This window comes from Nocardia cyriacigeorgica, from assembly GCF_010868145.1.
GTDB classification, from domain to species: Bacteria; Actinomycetota; Actinomycetes; order Mycobacteriales; family Mycobacteriaceae; genus Nocardia; species Nocardia cyriacigeorgica_D.
Map to the genome: position 1 here is coordinate 1 of NZ_JAAGUY010000019.1, position 14,879 is coordinate 14,879.

The window sequence follows — 14,879 nt, forward strand, 5'->3', positions numbered from 1 at the left end:
TGTTCTTTGAGAACTCAATAGTGTGTCGATGAATGTCAGTGCCAAATAATATATTTGGTTCCGGCCTCTCATACCCCCGTGTGTTGAGGTCGGACATTTAGTCAGCAAATCTTTTTGCTGGCGTTTTGTTTTGCTGGGTTTTCGGACTCTGGTTCAGATACTTTTGATTGCGCCTTTCGGGGTGTGATTGTGAGTCTTCAACGGAGAGTTTGATCCTGGCTCAGGACGAACGCTGGCGGCGTGCTTAACACATGCAAGTCGAGCGGTAAGGCCCTTCGGGGTACACGAGCGGCGAACGGGTGAGTAACACGTGGGTGATCTGCCTCGCACTCTGGGATAAGCCTGGGAAACTGGGTCTAATACCGGATATGACCTTACATCGCATGGTGTTTGGTGGAAAGATTTATTGGTGCGAGATGGGCCCGCGGCCTATCAGCTTGTTGGTGGGGTAATGGCCTACCAAGGCGACGACGGGTAGCCGGCCTGAGAGGGCGACCGGCCACACTGGGACTGAGACACGGCCCAGACTCCTACGGGAGGCAGCAGTGGGGAATATTGCACAATGGGCGAAAGCCTGATGCAGCGACGCCGCGTGAGGGATGACGGCCTTCGGGTTGTAAACCTCTTTCGACAGGGACGAAGCGCAAGTGACGGTACCTGTAGAAGAAGCACCGGCCAACTACGTGCCAGCAGCCGCGGTAATACGTAGGGTGCGAGCGTTGTCCGGAATTACTGGGCGTAAAGAGCTTGTAGGCGGCTTGTCGCGTCGATCGTGAAAACTTGGGGCTCAACCCCAAGCTTGCGGTCGATACGGGCAGGCTTGAGTACTTCAGGGGAGACTGGAATTCCTGGTGTAGCGGTGAAATGCGCAGATATCAGGAGGAACACCGGTGGCGAAGGCGGGTCTCTGGGAAGTAACTGACGCTGAGAAGCGAAAGCGTGGGTAGCGAACAGGATTAGATACCCTGGTAGTCCACGCCGTAAACGGTGGGTACTAGGTGTGGGTTTCCTTCCACGGGATCCGTGCCGTAGCTAACGCATTAAGTACCCCGCCTGGGGAGTACGGCCGCAAGGCTAAAACTCAAAGGAATTGACGGGGGCCCGCACAAGCGGCGGAGCATGTGGATTAATTCGATGCAACGCGAAGAACCTTACCTGGGTTTGACATACACCGGAAACCTGCAGAGATGTAGGCCCCCTTGTGGTCGGTGTACAGGTGGTGCATGGCTGTCGTCAGCTCGTGTCGTGAGATGTTGGGTTAAGTCCCGCAACGAGCGCAACCCTTATCTTATGTTGCCAGCGCGTAATGGCGGGGACTCGTGAGAGACTGCCGGGGTCAACTCGGAGGAAGGTGGGGACGACGTCAAGTCATCATGCCCCTTATGTCCAGGGCTTCACACATGCTACAATGGCCGGTACAGAGGGCTGCGATACCGCGAGGTGGAGCGAATCCCTTAAAGCCGGTCTCAGTTCGGATCGGGGTCTGCAACTCGACCCCGTGAAGTTGGAGTCGCTAGTAATCGCAGATCAGCAACGCTGCGGTGAATACGTTCCCGGGCCTTGTACACACCGCCCGTCACGTCATGAAAGTCGGTAACACCCGAAGCCGGTGGCCTAACCCCTCGTGGGAGGGAGCCGTCGAAGGTGGGATCGGCGATTGGGACGAAGTCGTAACAAGGTAGCCGTACCGGAAGGTGCGGCTGGATCACCTCCTTTCTAAGGAGCATTCTCCAGACGAGCCACCAGAGGGTGGATGTTGTTCTGGCAGAGGCTGTTTGTGCTCTCACATGTAGAGCCGCAGTTGCTCATGGGTGGAACGCTGATATGTGCCGGCATCAACTTCACTGCTGAGTCAGTGAGGCGCCGGATGTAGTCGACACACTGTTGGGTCCTGAAAGAACAGACGTTCTTTCCAGGCAAAAAGACGATCCGCTCGGATCTTCGGTTAGTACCGCAGGGCTTTGCTCTGGCCGGCTTCGAGGTTCGGTTCGAGTGGGTGTGTTGTTTGAGAACTGCACAGTGGACGCGAGCATCTTTGTTAGTAAGTGTTTAAGAGCGTACGGTGGATGCCTTGGCACCAGGAGCCGATGAAGGACGTAGGAGGCTGCGATAAGCCTCGGGGAGCTGTCAACCGAGCTGAGATCCGAGGATTTCCGAATGGGGAAACCCAGCACGAGTGATGTCGTGTTACCCGCCGTTGAATATATAGACGGTGTGGAGGGAACGTGGGGAAGTGAAACATCTCAGTACCCACAGGAAGAGAAAACAATAGTGATTCCGTGAGTAGTGGCGAGCGAAAGCGGAAGAGGCTAAACCATGCGGATGTGATAGCCGGCAGGCGTTGTCCGTGTGGGGTTGTGGGATCATTCTTCTTGCTTCTGCCGAAGTGAGCGCAAGTCAGAAACCGTTGTGTTAGCTGAATTGGTCTGGGACGGCCAACCATAGACGGTGAGAGTCCGGTAAGCGAAAATGCGACGGCTTGTGTGGATGACTCCCGAGTAGCAGCGGGCCCGTGAAATCTGCTGTGAATCTGCCGGGACCACCCGGTAAGCCTGAATACTCCCTGGTGACCGATAGCGGACTAGTACCGTGAGGGAAAGGTGAAAAGTACCCCGGGAGGGGAGTGAAATAGTACCTGAAACCGTGCGCTTACAATCCGTCAGAGCCTTTGAGCAGTTTTCTGCTGGGGGTGATGGCGTGCCTTTTGAAGAATGAGCCTGCGAGTTAGTGGCATGTGGCGAGGTTAACCCGTTGTGGGGTAGCCGTAGCGAAAGCGAGTCCGAATAGGGCGTTTTGAGTCGCGTGTTCTAGACCCGAAGCGGAGTGATCTACCCATGGCCAGGGTGAAGCGACGGTAAGACGTCGTGGAGGCCCGAACCCACTTAGGTTGAAAACTGAGGGGATGAGCTGTGGGTAGGGGTGAAAGGCCAATCAAACTCCGTGATAGCTGGTTCTCCCCGAAATGCATTTAGGTGCAGCGTCACGTGTTTCACGCCGGAGGTAGAGCTACTGGATGGCCTAGGGGGCCCACAAGCTTACCGAAGTCAGCCAAACTCCGAATGCCGGTGTGTGAGAGCGTGGCAGTGAGACTGCGGGGGATAAGCTTCGTAGTCGAGAGGGAAACAGCCCAGATCGCCGGCTAAGGCCCCTAAGCGTGTACTAAGTGGAAAAGGATGTGGAGTCGCGAAGACAACCAGGAGGTTGGCTTAGAAGCAGCCACCCTTGAAAGAGTGCGTAATAGCTCACTGGTCAAGTGATTCTGCGCCGACAATGTAGCGGGGCTCAAGTACACCGCCGAAGCCGCGGCATTCACACAATACATCCGCACCCGATTACGGTTGGGTGTGCAGTGGTGTGGATGGGTAGGGGAGCGTCGTACAGCCAGGGAAGCAGCGGTGTGAACCAGTTGTGGAGGCTGTGCGAGTGAGAATGCAGGCATGAGTAGCGAAAGACGAGTGAGAAACTCGTCCGCCGAATGACCAAGGGTTCCTGGGCCAGGTTAATCCGCCCAGGGTGAGTCGGGACCTAAGGCGAGGCCGACAGGCGTAGTCGATGGACAACGGGTTGATATTCCCGTACCCGTGTATCCGCGCCCATGATGAATCAGTTGTGCTAAGTGTCCAAATCCTCCGAGAAGACCTTCGGGTCTCGGGTGAGGGGCTGCACACGACCCCGGCTGGTAGTAGTCAAGCGATGGGGTGACGCAGGAAGGTAGCTGGGCCAGTCAGTGGTTGTACTGGTGTAAGCCTGTAGGGCGTGACATAGGCAAATCCGTGTCGCATATAGCCTGAGAGGTGATGCGTAGCCGATTGAGGCGAATTCAGTGATCCTATGCTGCCGAGAAAAGCCTCTAGTGAGTTGGTACACGGCCCGTACCCCAAACCGACACAGGTGGTCAGGTAGAGAATACTAAGGCGATCGAGAGAACTGTGGTTAAGGAACTCGGCAAAATGCCCCCGTAACTTCGGGAGAAGGGGGACCATGCCCGGTGACGGCTCTTGCAGCCTGAGCTGGGGGTGGTCGCAGAGACCAGAGAGAAGCGACTGTTTACTAAAAACACAGGTCCGTGCGAAGTCGTAAGACGATGTATACGGACTGACGCCTGCCCGGTGCCGGAAGGTTAAGAGGACCGGTTAGCGCCCTTGGGCGCGAAGCTGAGAATTTAAGCCCCGGTAAACGGCGGTGGTAACTATAACCATCCTAAGGTAGCGAAATTCCTTGTCGGGTAAGTTCCGACCTGCACGAATGGCGTAACGACTTCTCTGCTGTCTCAACCACAGACTCGGCGAAATTGCATTACGAGTAAAGATGCTCGTTACGCGCGGCAGGACGAAAAGACCCCGGGACCTTCACTATAGCTTGGTATTGGTGTTCGGTACGGTTTGTGTAGGATAGGTGGGAGACTGTGAAGCATGCACGCCAGTGTGTGTGGAGTCGTCGTTGAAATACCACTCTGATCGTATTGGACCTCTAACCTCGGACCATGATCTGGTTCAGGGACAGTGCCTGGTGGGTAGTTTAACTGGGGCGGTTGCCTCCCAAAATGTAACGGAGGCGCCCAAAGGTTCCCTCAGCCTGGTTGGCAATCAGGTGTCGAGTGCAAGTGCACAAGGGAGCTTGACTGTGAGACAGACATGTCGAGCAGGGACGAAAGTCGGGACTAGTGATCCGGCACCGGCATGTGGAAGCGGTGTCGCTCAACGGATAAAAGGTACCCCGGGGATAACAGGCTGATCTTCCCCAAGAGTCCATATCGACGGGATGGTTTGGCACCTCGATGTCGGCTCGTCGCATCCTGGGGCTGGAGTAGGTCCCAAGGGTTGGGCTGTTCGCCCATTAAAGCGGCACGCGAGCTGGGTTTAGAACGTCGTGAGACAGTTCGGTCTCTATCCGCCGCGCGCGTCAGAAACTTGAGGAAGGCTGTCCCTAGTACGAGAGGACCGGGACGGACGAACCTCTGGTGTGCCAGTTGTCCTGCCAAGGGCACTGCTGGTTGGCTACGTTCGGAAGGGATAACCGCTGAAAGCATCTAAGCGGGAAGCCTGTTCCAAGATGAGGTTTCTCACCCACTTGATGGGTTAAGGCCCCCTACAGACCATGGGGTTGATAGGCCGGAACTGGAAGCCAGGTAACTGGTGGAGGTGACCGGTACTAATAGGCCGAGGACTTACCAACAAAGAAGCTACGCGTCCACTGTGCAGTATCTGAAACAACACACAGATACAGAAGACACCTCCCCGGCAACACCGGGGGTGTGGCTCTCTGTGTGACAGTTTCATAGAGTTACGGCGGCTATAGCGGTGGGGAAACGCCCGGTCCCATTCCGAACCCGGAAGCTAAGGCCACCTGCGCCGATGGTACTGCACTCGACAGGGTGTGGGAGAGTAGGACACCGCCGGAACATCCTTTCACGATAGGGGACCCATACACTGGGTCCCCTATCGTCGTTTATATACCAACAGTGCTCGGCAAACGTCGGGCACACCGCAAGAATTCGTGGCCGAGCCACCCATGCGCGCAACTCAGAAAGGGACCACCGTGCCGGAACAGAACGACGGTCGGAAACCTTTCCGCCGTAACGACCCCGAGCGCGGAGGCCGCAGCGATAATCGAGGCGACCGAGGCAGCTCGGGCGACCGCGGCGGTCGAGGCCGAGGCGGATACGACGACCACGGAGCCGGGCGGCGCGATGATCGCCCGAACCGCGGCAGTGGCGACTGGAATCGCGGTAAGAACTCTGGCGAGCGTGGCGGATGGAACGACCGGGGTGGCTCCCGCGACCGCAGCGAATCCTCGCGAGGCAGCGGGGAACGCGGTAGGTTCCAGCGCGGTGGACGCGACAGCTGGGAACCGCGCGAAGGCAGCCCGGCTCGGCGCGGACCGCGCAACGACAGCACCGGCGGCGATCGCCCGCAGCGCGGCAACTGGAACCGTGGCGGCGACGACCGCGGCGGATACCGGGACCGGCGGGATTCGGACCGGCGCGGATCTTCCGAAAGCCGGCCGCAGTGGCGAGATCGGCGCGATGACACGCCCCGGCGCGACTCGGGCGATAGGTCCTGGAATGATCGCGGGTCCGACAATCGGCGTGGAGGCGACCGCCGCGACCGCGGATCCTCGGACTACCAAGATCGTCGCGGGTACGGCCGATCCGGCGATCGCGATGACCGACGCGGATTCGATGATCGCCGCCGATATGACGACAACGCTGGTTCACCGGCACGCAGCGGCAGCCGCGACGGCGGATTCCGTGGTGATCGCGACCGGGATTCGCGGCCCGATTCCGGACGGCGCGGAAACTTCGGTGATCGACCGGGCGGATTCCGCCGCTCCGACGATGAGACACGCGGTGGCAGGGACGACCGCAGGCACGGTCGCGACGACCGTTACCGCGATCGCGACGACCGTTACCGCGATCGCGACGACCGCCAGCGCGGTGGGGACGACCGCTACCGTGGCGGCGATAAGGGTGGCTTCCGTCGCCGCGAGAACGACAGCGGCCGGCCGGGCAAGTCGGGCGATCGTCCCGGTGGATTCCGGCGCTCGGGAGATGAACCTCGCAGCGGTCGGGGCGACCGTGGCACCAATGACGGTGGATTCCGTCGGCGTGAGTACGAGGGTGGCCGGCCCGGGCAGTCCGACGGTGGGTACCGCTCGAAGCGCGACGACTCCGGGAGCCAGGACCGTCGCGGCGGTGGCTTCCGACGGCGTGACGACGATTCGTCCGGACGCTCGTTCCCACGCTCAGAGAAGATCGATCGTTCCGGCGCTGATCGCACATTCGGTGGACGTGGCCGGCGTGACGACAGCAACTTCGCTCCGCCCGAGTCCACGGGTACGCGGCGGGAGAGCGACCGCAGCCCGGGAGTGAGTCCGGCGCCAGCGGATTCCGGTCAGTCGCACGCGGGTGCGCCGCGACCCGAATCAGCGAGTGCTGCGGACACCCATGGCGACGAGCTGCGCCCCGAATCGTCGGGCGCGCGCACTCGTGCAGATGAGTCGCATCCGAGGTCGGCGGACGCCGGGCCAGCGTTCGAAGGTGAGCACCGAGGCGCATCAGCGGATTCGCGTCGAGATCAGCCGCGAACCGTCTCGGCGGATTCGATCAAGGCCGAATCGACTCAGCTGAGTCGTCCCGAGGCGACCGATTCGGCACACGAGGCAGAACCGCGATCCGAGGCTGCCCCGGCAACCACGCCGTCGCAGGCGGAAACGATTGCCGCCGACGATGCGCAGACCGATCGGCGTGGCGATTCGAATCGCCAGGAGCGACAGGCAGACTTGACCACCGATGGTGGCGACGTCGACCAGGACGTGGACCGTGGTGCCGATGCGAGCTCGGACGTCCGCGGCGACGCCGCCGAGGAGCGGTTCACGGCAGCCGCACAGACCGGAGAGCGGGGCGATGTGACCGAGAACGGTGACCGTAACCGGCGCGAAGGTGGACGCGGCTGGAACGACCGTGGACCGAAGCGGCGCGAGGAAGGGCACCGTGGCGGCGATGATCGTGGTGGCGATCGGCGACGCGGCGGAGACGGGGGACGCGCCCCCGGTGGCCGGTCGATGGACCGTCGCCCGCCCCGCCCGGAAGAACCGGACCTGCCCGACGATATTCAGGCATCCGACCTTGACACCACGATCCGCCGTGACCTGCTGAGTCTGGACAAGGGCAATGCCGAAACCGTCGCCAGGCATCTGGTGATGGCCGCGCGCCTGCTCGACGACGATCCGGGCCTGGCGCTCGCTCACGCTCGTGCCGCCCGTCAACGGGCCGGGCGTATCGCTGTCGTCCGCGAAACCGCTGGTGTGGTGGCCTACCACGCCGGTGAATGGGCCGAAGCTCTCTCCGAGCTGCGGACCGCGCGGCGCATGTCCGGTGGTTCCGGGTTGCTTGCGGTGATGGCCGACTGCGAACGCGGCCTCGGCCGCCCCGAACGCGCCATCGAACTGGGTCGTAGCGACGAAGCCAGGGCGCTGCGCGGCGACGAGGCCACCGAGCTGCGCATCGTGGTCGCGGGCGCCCGCATGGATCTCGGCCAGTACGACCAAGCCGTGGTCACGCTGCAAACCAACGACCTCGACCCGGCCCGCACCGGTTCGGCGGCTGCGCGCCTGTTCTACGCCTACGCCGACGCGCTCGTCGCCGCAGGCCGCACCGATGAGGGTCTGACCTGGTTCCTCAATTCGGCCGCAGCCGACCTCGACGGCGAAACCGACGCCGAGGAACGCGCCGCAGAACTCACCGGAGACGCGTAACCCCCAGGGGCTCGGTCCGGCCGGACTCAGAGGTGCAGCTGAGCCGGGTATCGAAGCCGATGACCAGACCGCCAGGGTTGCCGCCCAGGCGATCGCGCGGACGGGGACATCCGCTGGTTGCTGTGCACGAAGTCGCGTCCGGCGTATCCACATGGTGTCGGGCCGCGGTGGCCGGTCGGCTCGGCGCGGTGTCGTTCGGTCGACCAACTGCTACGACCGGCATTGGCACCGGTCGTGCCCGGGGCGTCGGCGGATGGGAGGATCGTGCCGTGCGAGGTAGTGAAGTGACGAGGTTGCGCGACAGGTACGGTGCGCTGCTGCTGGATCTGGACGGAACGCTGTACCGCGGGCAGGTTGTCATCGACGGTGCGCCCCAGGCGTTGGCGGGTGGATCGCAGCGGCTGGTGTACGTCACCAATAACGCCAGCCGCGGGCCTGCGGTGGTTGCCGAGCATCTGGCCGAACTGGGTTTTCAGGCCGGGACAGAAGACGTCGTCACCAGTGCACAGGCCGCTGCGCGGCTGCTTGCCGAGCAGTTGGCGCCGCAGGCGCAGGTTCTTGTCGTCGGTACCGATGATCTGGCTGCCGAGGTGACCGCGGTCGGGTTGAGCCCGGTGCGCCGGTTCAATGGTTCGACGCCAGATGCTGTCGTGCAGGGCCATTCGCCCGAGACCGGCTGGCCGGACCTGGCTGAGGCCGCCTACGCGCTGCGTGCGGATGCGGTGTGGGTCGCCGCCAACACCGATAAGACTCTGCCGAACGAGCGCGGGCTTGCGCCGGGTAACGGCGCGATGGTCGCGGCGTTGCGGGCCGCCTCCGATCGCGAACCCATCGTCGCCGGTAAACCGTACGCGCCGCTGCTCGAGGATGCCCTGGTGCGGGCGGGCACACGCAATGCGCTGGTCGTCGGCGACCGGCTCGATACCGATATCGAAGGGGCTCAGCGCGTCGAATTGGATTCGCTGCTGGTGCTCACCGGTGTCAGCACGGTGGCCGAGCTGTCGGATCTGCCCGAGCAGCTCCTGCCGACCTATGTAGCGGATAGCCTGGACGCGCTGAACCAGCCGCCGGTGCCCGCTGCCGGCGGTATCGGTGATCTCGCCGACAGGTTGCGCGACAATCCAGGTCGCGCCGTGACGGTACGCGCGTCTCGTTCCGAAATCCGATAGCGTTGTCGCCACGATGAGTACTCCCGCGCCCCGCCCGCCTATGCCCGGCCCTCGACCGGGGGCACCATTGCCCGGTCAGCATCTGCCGGGTGCGCAGGGACGTCCGGAACCGGCCGACCCGGCCCGCATCCGCACCGAGATCGAAGCGCTGCTCGGCGAACTCACCGTCCGCACCGGCGCGGTCGACGCTGATCCGGACAGCGGCACCGATATTGCCCGGCGGGCGCACATTCTGGAGCAGGCACACGAGGTCTTGGTGCAGGCGCTGGCGACGGTGGACAAGATCTGAGGTGGCAAGGCGCGCACGAGTGGACGCCGAGCTGGTACGCCGCGGATTGGCCAGATCGCGAGAACACGCGGTCGAACTGATCGGCGCGGGCCGCGTCCTGATCAATGGAACCGTCGCTGTGAAGCCGGCGACGGCCGTCGAAGCCGGAACACCGCTGCTGGTGCGGGAACAGCCCGATGAGGTGTCGTGGGCCTCGCGCGGCGCGCACAAACTGCTCGGGGCGTTGGAAGCGTTCGAGCCGAGCGGATTGACCGTCGCGGGTAAACGCTGCCTGGATGCGGGTGCGTCGACCGGCGGATTCACCGATGTGCTGCTCTCCAGGGAGGCGCGCGAAGTTGTCGCCGCTGATGTCGGCTACGGCCAGCTGGTGTGGCGGTTGCAGAACGACGACCGTGTCCGGGTGCTGGACCGCACCAATGTCCGCACCCTGACCGCGGAGGTGATCGGCGGCCCGGTGGAGCTGGTGGTCACCGATCTGTCGTTCATCTCCCTCGCACTGGTGCTGCCCGCGTTGGCCGCGTGTGCCGCGCCCGGCGCGGACCTGTTGCCGATGGTGAAGCCGCAGTTCGAGGTGGGCAAGGAAAGAGTAGGCTCCGGCGGTGTGGTGCGCGATCCGGCGTTGCGTGCCGAGGCGGTCCGCACGGTGGCCGCGGCGGCGGCAGAACTCGGATTACGCACCGTGTCGGCGGTGGCTAGCCCACTGCCGGGTCCGTCGGGCAACGTCGAGTATTTCTTGTGGCTGCGCAACGACGGACCGTTCGACTACGACGATGCGGCGGTCGCGGCGCTGGTCGAGCGTGCGGTTGAGGAGGGTCCACAGTGAACGCGCTGACGGGCGAGACCGGCGGGCGGGAAATCGTCCTGGTGTCGCATCCGGGGCGGGCCGAGATCATCGAGACCGCCCACCGGGTGGCGAAGATCCTCGCCGACGCGGGAATCGGCCTGCGAGTGCTCGCCGACGAGGCCTACAGCACCAAGTTCGAGGCGGATTCGTGCGCCGCCGGTGGCTATCCGGTGCGGGTCGTTGAACACAAACCCGACGCGGCGCTCGGCAGTGAAATGGTGCTTGCCCTCGGGGGTGACGGCACCTTCCTGCGCGGAGCCGAACTGGCGCGCACCGCGTCGGTGCCGGTGCTGGGAATCAACCTGGGCCGCATCGGTTTCCTCACCGAAGCCGAGGCCGAACACCTCGACGAAGCGCTGGCGCAGGTGGTGCGCCGCGACTACAGCATCGAACAGCGCATGACCATCGACGTATCGGTCCGGGTGGACGACGAGGTGGTCGAAAGCGGTTGGGCGCTCAACGAAGCCAGCATCGAGAACGCCGCCCGCATGGGCGTGCTGGAAGTGGTGCTCGAAGTTGACGGCAGGCCGGTATCGGCATTCGGGTGCGACGGCATTCTCATCGCGACGCCCACCGGATCGACCGCCTACGCCTTCTCCGCGGGCGGGCCGGTGGTATGGCCTGAGCTGGAAGCGTTGCTGGTCATTCCCAGCAATGCCCATGCCCTGTTCGCGCGTCCGCTGGTGACGAGCCCGGATTCCCGCATCGCGGTCGAATCCGTTGCGACGGGCCACGATGCGATAGTTTTCCTTGATGGCAGGCGCACCCTCGCCCTGCCGAGGGGTGGTCGAGTGGAAGCGGTCCGCGGCGCCGAACCGGTGCAGTGGGTGCGGTTGGATTCCGCGCCGTTCGCCGACCGGATGGTGCGCAAGTTCCAATTGCCCGTGACAGGCTGGCGTGGCCGACGGCGAACGGAGAGCACACGTGCTGACAGAGATCAGGATTGACGGACTCGGGGTCATCTCCACGGCGACCGCGCAATTCCATGAGGGTCTGACGGTCCTGACCGGCGAGACCGGCGCCGGAAAGACGATGGTCGTCACCAGTCTGCATCTGCTGAGCGGAGCCCGCGCCGATGCCGGGCGGGTTCGGTTGGGTGCCTCGCGGGCGGTGGTGGAGGGCCGGTTCACTGTCGACGAGGTGAACGAGGCGGCGCGGGCCGAAGTGGGTGAGGTGCTCGAGTCCGCTGCCGCCGAACGCGACGACGACGGCAGCGTGATCGCGATCCGTACCGTCGGCAGTGACGGACGCTCCAGGGCACATCTGGGTGGGCGTGGTGTGCCCGCGTCGGTGCTGTCGGATTTCACGGCGCCGCTGCTGACAGTCCACGGACAGAACGATCAGCTGCGGTTGCAACGCCCGGATCAGCAGCTGAACGCGCTGGACCAATTCGCCGCCGACACCGTCGGCCCGCTACTGCGCAAGTATCAGGAGCACCGCAGGGCCTGGCTGGATGCTCGCACCGAACTCCTCGAACGCAGGGCGCGCAGCCGCGAGCTCGCGTTGGAAGCCGAGCGGCTCCAGCATTCGCTTGCCGAGATCGACGGCATCGCGCCGGAGCCCGGCGAGGACGAACGGCTCGTCGCCGAGATCCGTCGACTCAGCGATCTGGATTCTTTGCGCGACGCCGCGTCGATCGCGCACGATGCGCTCGCAGGCCCGGCCGATACACCCGAGGCGAGTTCCGGCGCGCTGGATGCGTTGGGTGTGGCCAGGTCTCGGCTCGAATCGGCCGAGGATCCGGCGTTGGCGGCGTTGGCGCCGCGGCTGGGTGAGGCCATCGCGGTCGTGGTGGATCTGACCACCGATCTGAGCGGCTACCTCTCGGATCTGCCGTCGGATCCCGGTGCGCTGGACTCGATGTTGACCAGGCAGGCCGAACTCAAAACGCTCACCCGCAAGTACGCCCCCGATATCGACGGTGTCCTCGCATGGGCCGACGAATCGCGGATCCGGCTGGAATCGCTGGACGTTTCCGAGGAGACGCTCGCCTCGTTGGCGAAAGAGGTCGAGGTGGCCGCGGACAAGGTGCGCTCAGCGGCGAGCAAGCTCTCGGCGGCCAGGACCACAGCGGCGGGCAAGCTCGCCACGGCGGTGAGTGCGGAGCTGGGTGGTCTGGCCATGGGCAAAGCGCGGCTCGAGGTGCAGGTGAGTCAGATGCCCGCTGCTCCGCAGGATTCGGCGCCGTTGACCATCGGCGACACCGAGTTGCATGCCGGGTCGTCGGGGGTGGACGAGGTGGAGTTCCGGTTGTCCGCGCATTCGGGTGCGCAGTCCCTGCCGTTGAGCAAGAGTGCTTCCGGTGGTGAGTTGTCGCGGGTGATGCTGGCGTTGGAGGTGGTGCTCGCCGGCGGTGAGCACGGCGCAACGATGGTCTTCGACGAGGTCGACGCCGGTGTCGGTGGCCGGGCGGCCGTGGAGATCGGGCGCAGGCTGGCCCGGCTGGCACGAACCCATCAGGTGATCGTGGTAACCCACCTGCCGCAGGTGGCGGCATTCGCGGATACGCATCTGGTGGTCAACAAATCCGACGACGGGGACGGTGCGGTCAATTCCGGTGTGCGGGCGCTGACCAATGATGAGCGGGTGATCGAGCTGGCGCGCATGCTCGCGGGCCTGGACGACACCGAGACCGGGCGCGCACATGCCGAGGAGCTGTTGCAGATCGCGCGATCGGAGCGGGCTACCGCGCGCTGAGTCGATCGGCGCGGTACCCGTCGGCTGCGCCTGCTCGTCGGTCGCGGTGCGCCGACGTTTGGTCGATCAGCGGAGGAACGGACCGGTCGTCTCGGTGCGACTGTCCGGACGAAACGAGAATGGTCGCGGCCGGCGAATCCGGACGCGACCATTGTCGTAGTGCCGTCAGCTCAGCGAACAGCTTTCTTGGCGCCGCTGATGAACTGGGCGATGAGCACCCGCAGACCGGCTTCGAGCACCTTGGCAGGCACGGGGAGCTTCGGGTCGGATTCCATCGTGTAGGTGACCCGGGTGCCACCCTCGGCGTCGGCGAAGGTCACGATGCCGACGTGCCGCTTGACCGGCGCGCCTTTGACGATCTTGTACTCCATGCGCTCGCCCGGGACAAGCTTGGTGATCTCTTCGGTGACGCCGACCGGACCGACTCCCAGCTGATGCTGCGCGCCGACGCCCTCGCGTTCGGTGGTGCCCGGCTTGACCAATTTGACCTGGACCGGCAGGTAGGGGCTGATGCTCTCGCGATCGGCGAACAGCCGGTACACGACCTCCCTGGGTGCGGCGATGACGGTATCGACGGTGGTGCTGGCCATGACGTCTCCTCTTCGGATATCTGTGACCCGGAGAATACGGGTACAAGGGTGCGGTGCGGAAGTCGCACCCGATATAAGTGCGGGCGGGTGGTGTCAGTTCTGGTTCGGCAGCTGCGCGATCACCTCGGCGACCTCTTCCCGTGGCGGGCGGCCGATTTCGACGACGATGCCGTTTTCGTCGGGTTCGAGCGGCTCCAATGTGTCGACTTGGGACTGGAGCAGCGAGGTCGGCATGAAATGTCCTGCGCGATGGCCTATCCGGTCGAGGATCTGGTCGGCGCCGCCGGTCAGGTGGACGAAGATGACGCCGTCGCGGCGCAGGACCTCGCGATAACTGCGTTTGAGGGCCGAGCAGGTGACGATGCCAGGTCGCCCGGCGGCCTGGCGGGTGTCGATCCAGGCCGCGATACGGTGCAGCCACGGCCAGCGGTCCTCGTCGGTGAGTGGGGTTCCCGAGGCCATTTTGGCGACATTGGCCTCGGGGTGCAGATCGTCGCCCTCGAGCATGTCCCAGCCGAGTTTCTCCGCGAGCAGCCGCGCCACCGTCGACTTGCCCGACCCGGACACGCCCATCACCACGAGCACTGTCCTACTCATACGACCAGGCTCACCGACAGCACCCCGGCCAGGCCGCATACCGATATCAGGCATCCATCACCGTCCACGTTGTGAGGTTTGTGCCACCGTCGAGCCGGGATTCTCCTTCGCCATCCCGAATCCCGCATCGTTGATAGGCGGCAGGAACAGCGAGCCGGATCCGATCGCAGGCACCATTACCGAACATTTGGTGTTGGACAGGTCAGCGGCCACCGGCGCGAGAATTCCGAACGTGGCGAAGGTAACCGATCCGGTCGCGCCCCGGGGCGATTCCGGACCAGTCACGCTGGGAACAGTGCTACGTGTGCCAGGGCATTTCCCCGGGACGGGCCGAATTCCGATCGCGTGGCGACTCGCCGGTAGCGGGAGGTCTGCGTTGGTATCACAGTGGCGAATGTGGTACCGGACCCGGCGCGCCTCCACCAATGGTTGAGGGT

10 protein-coding genes and 3 rRNA genes are annotated in these 14,879 nt (G+C 63.8%); 10 read left to right on the forward strand and 3 right to left on the reverse strand.

Translation table 11 applies throughout. From position 1 onward, the window contains the following. Positions 1-197: 197 nt before the first annotated feature. From GV792_RS20255 to recN, 10 genes are all read left to right on the forward strand, one after another. A 16S ribosomal RNA gene (locus GV792_RS20255) occupies positions 198-1,716 on the forward strand. Between the two features lie 323 nt (positions 1,717-2,039). Continuing rightward, a 23S ribosomal RNA gene (locus GV792_RS20260) occupies positions 2,040-5,175 on the forward strand. 109 nt (positions 5,176-5,284) lie between these two features. Next, positions 5,285-5,401 (forward strand): 5S ribosomal RNA (rrf, locus tag GV792_RS20265). Together the 16S, 23S and 5S rRNA genes form the textbook arrangement of a ribosomal RNA operon. Positions 5,402-5,830: 429 nt before the next feature. Then, positions 5,831-6,871 (forward strand): hypothetical protein, encoded by a 1,041-nt coding sequence (locus GV792_RS20270; protein ID WP_163825839.1) that lies wholly within the window; start codon positions 5,831-5,833, stop codon positions 6,869-6,871. A 410-nt stretch (positions 6,872-7,281) separates the two neighbouring features. Next, on the forward strand, positions 7,282-8,256 hold the full coding sequence (locus tag GV792_RS20275; RefSeq protein ID WP_163825840.1) for a tetratricopeptide repeat protein: 975 nt from the start codon (positions 7,282-7,284) through the stop codon (positions 8,254-8,256). A gap of 284 nt (positions 8,257-8,540) precedes the next feature. Continuing rightward, on the forward strand, positions 8,541-9,425 hold the full coding sequence (locus GV792_RS20280) for an HAD-IIA family hydrolase (protein WP_163825842.1): 885 nt from the start codon (positions 8,541-8,543) through the stop codon (positions 9,423-9,425). Between the two features lie 13 nt (positions 9,426-9,438). Further along, entirely contained in the window at positions 9,439-9,714 is a 276-nt protein-coding gene (locus tag GV792_RS20285) for a hypothetical protein (RefSeq protein ID WP_256673853.1), read from the forward strand. Between the two features lies 1 nt (position 9,715). Then, positions 9,716-10,537 carry a TlyA family RNA methyltransferase gene (locus GV792_RS20290; protein ID WP_163825844.1) on the forward strand — a complete coding sequence of 274 codons (822 nt, stop codon included), beginning with the start codon at positions 9,716-9,718 and terminating at the stop codon, positions 10,535-10,537. Then, entirely contained in the window at positions 10,534-11,505 is a 972-nt protein-coding gene (locus GV792_RS20295) for an NAD kinase (RefSeq protein ID WP_163825846.1), read from the forward strand. Before GV792_RS20290 ends, GV792_RS20295 begins: the two co-directional genes overlap by 4 nt. Next, positions 11,483-13,255: a DNA repair protein RecN gene (gene recN / locus GV792_RS20300; RefSeq protein WP_163825848.1), complete on the forward strand. Its 1,773-nt coding sequence runs from the start codon at positions 11,483-11,485 to the stop codon at positions 13,253-13,255. Before GV792_RS20295 ends, recN begins: the two co-directional genes overlap by 23 nt. Before the next feature lie 170 nt (positions 13,256-13,425). Here the strand turns inward: recN and GV792_RS20305 are convergent, their stop codons facing one another. From GV792_RS20305 to GV792_RS30240, 3 genes are all read right to left on the reverse strand, one after another. After that, positions 13,426-13,845 (reverse strand): SRPBCC family protein, encoded by a 420-nt coding sequence (locus GV792_RS20305; RefSeq protein WP_163825849.1) that lies wholly within the window; start codon positions 13,843-13,845, stop codon positions 13,426-13,428. Between the two features lie 93 nt (positions 13,846-13,938). After that, entirely contained in the window at positions 13,939-14,442 is a 504-nt protein-coding gene (locus tag GV792_RS20310) for a gluconokinase (protein WP_163825851.1), read from the reverse strand. 57 nt (positions 14,443-14,499) lie between these two features. Continuing rightward, a complete protein-coding gene (locus GV792_RS30240) occupies positions 14,500-14,727 on the reverse strand; it encodes a GntT/GntP/DsdX family permease (protein ID WP_309138672.1) in 228 nt (75 codons plus the stop codon). Positions 14,728-14,879 lie beyond the last annotated feature (152 nt).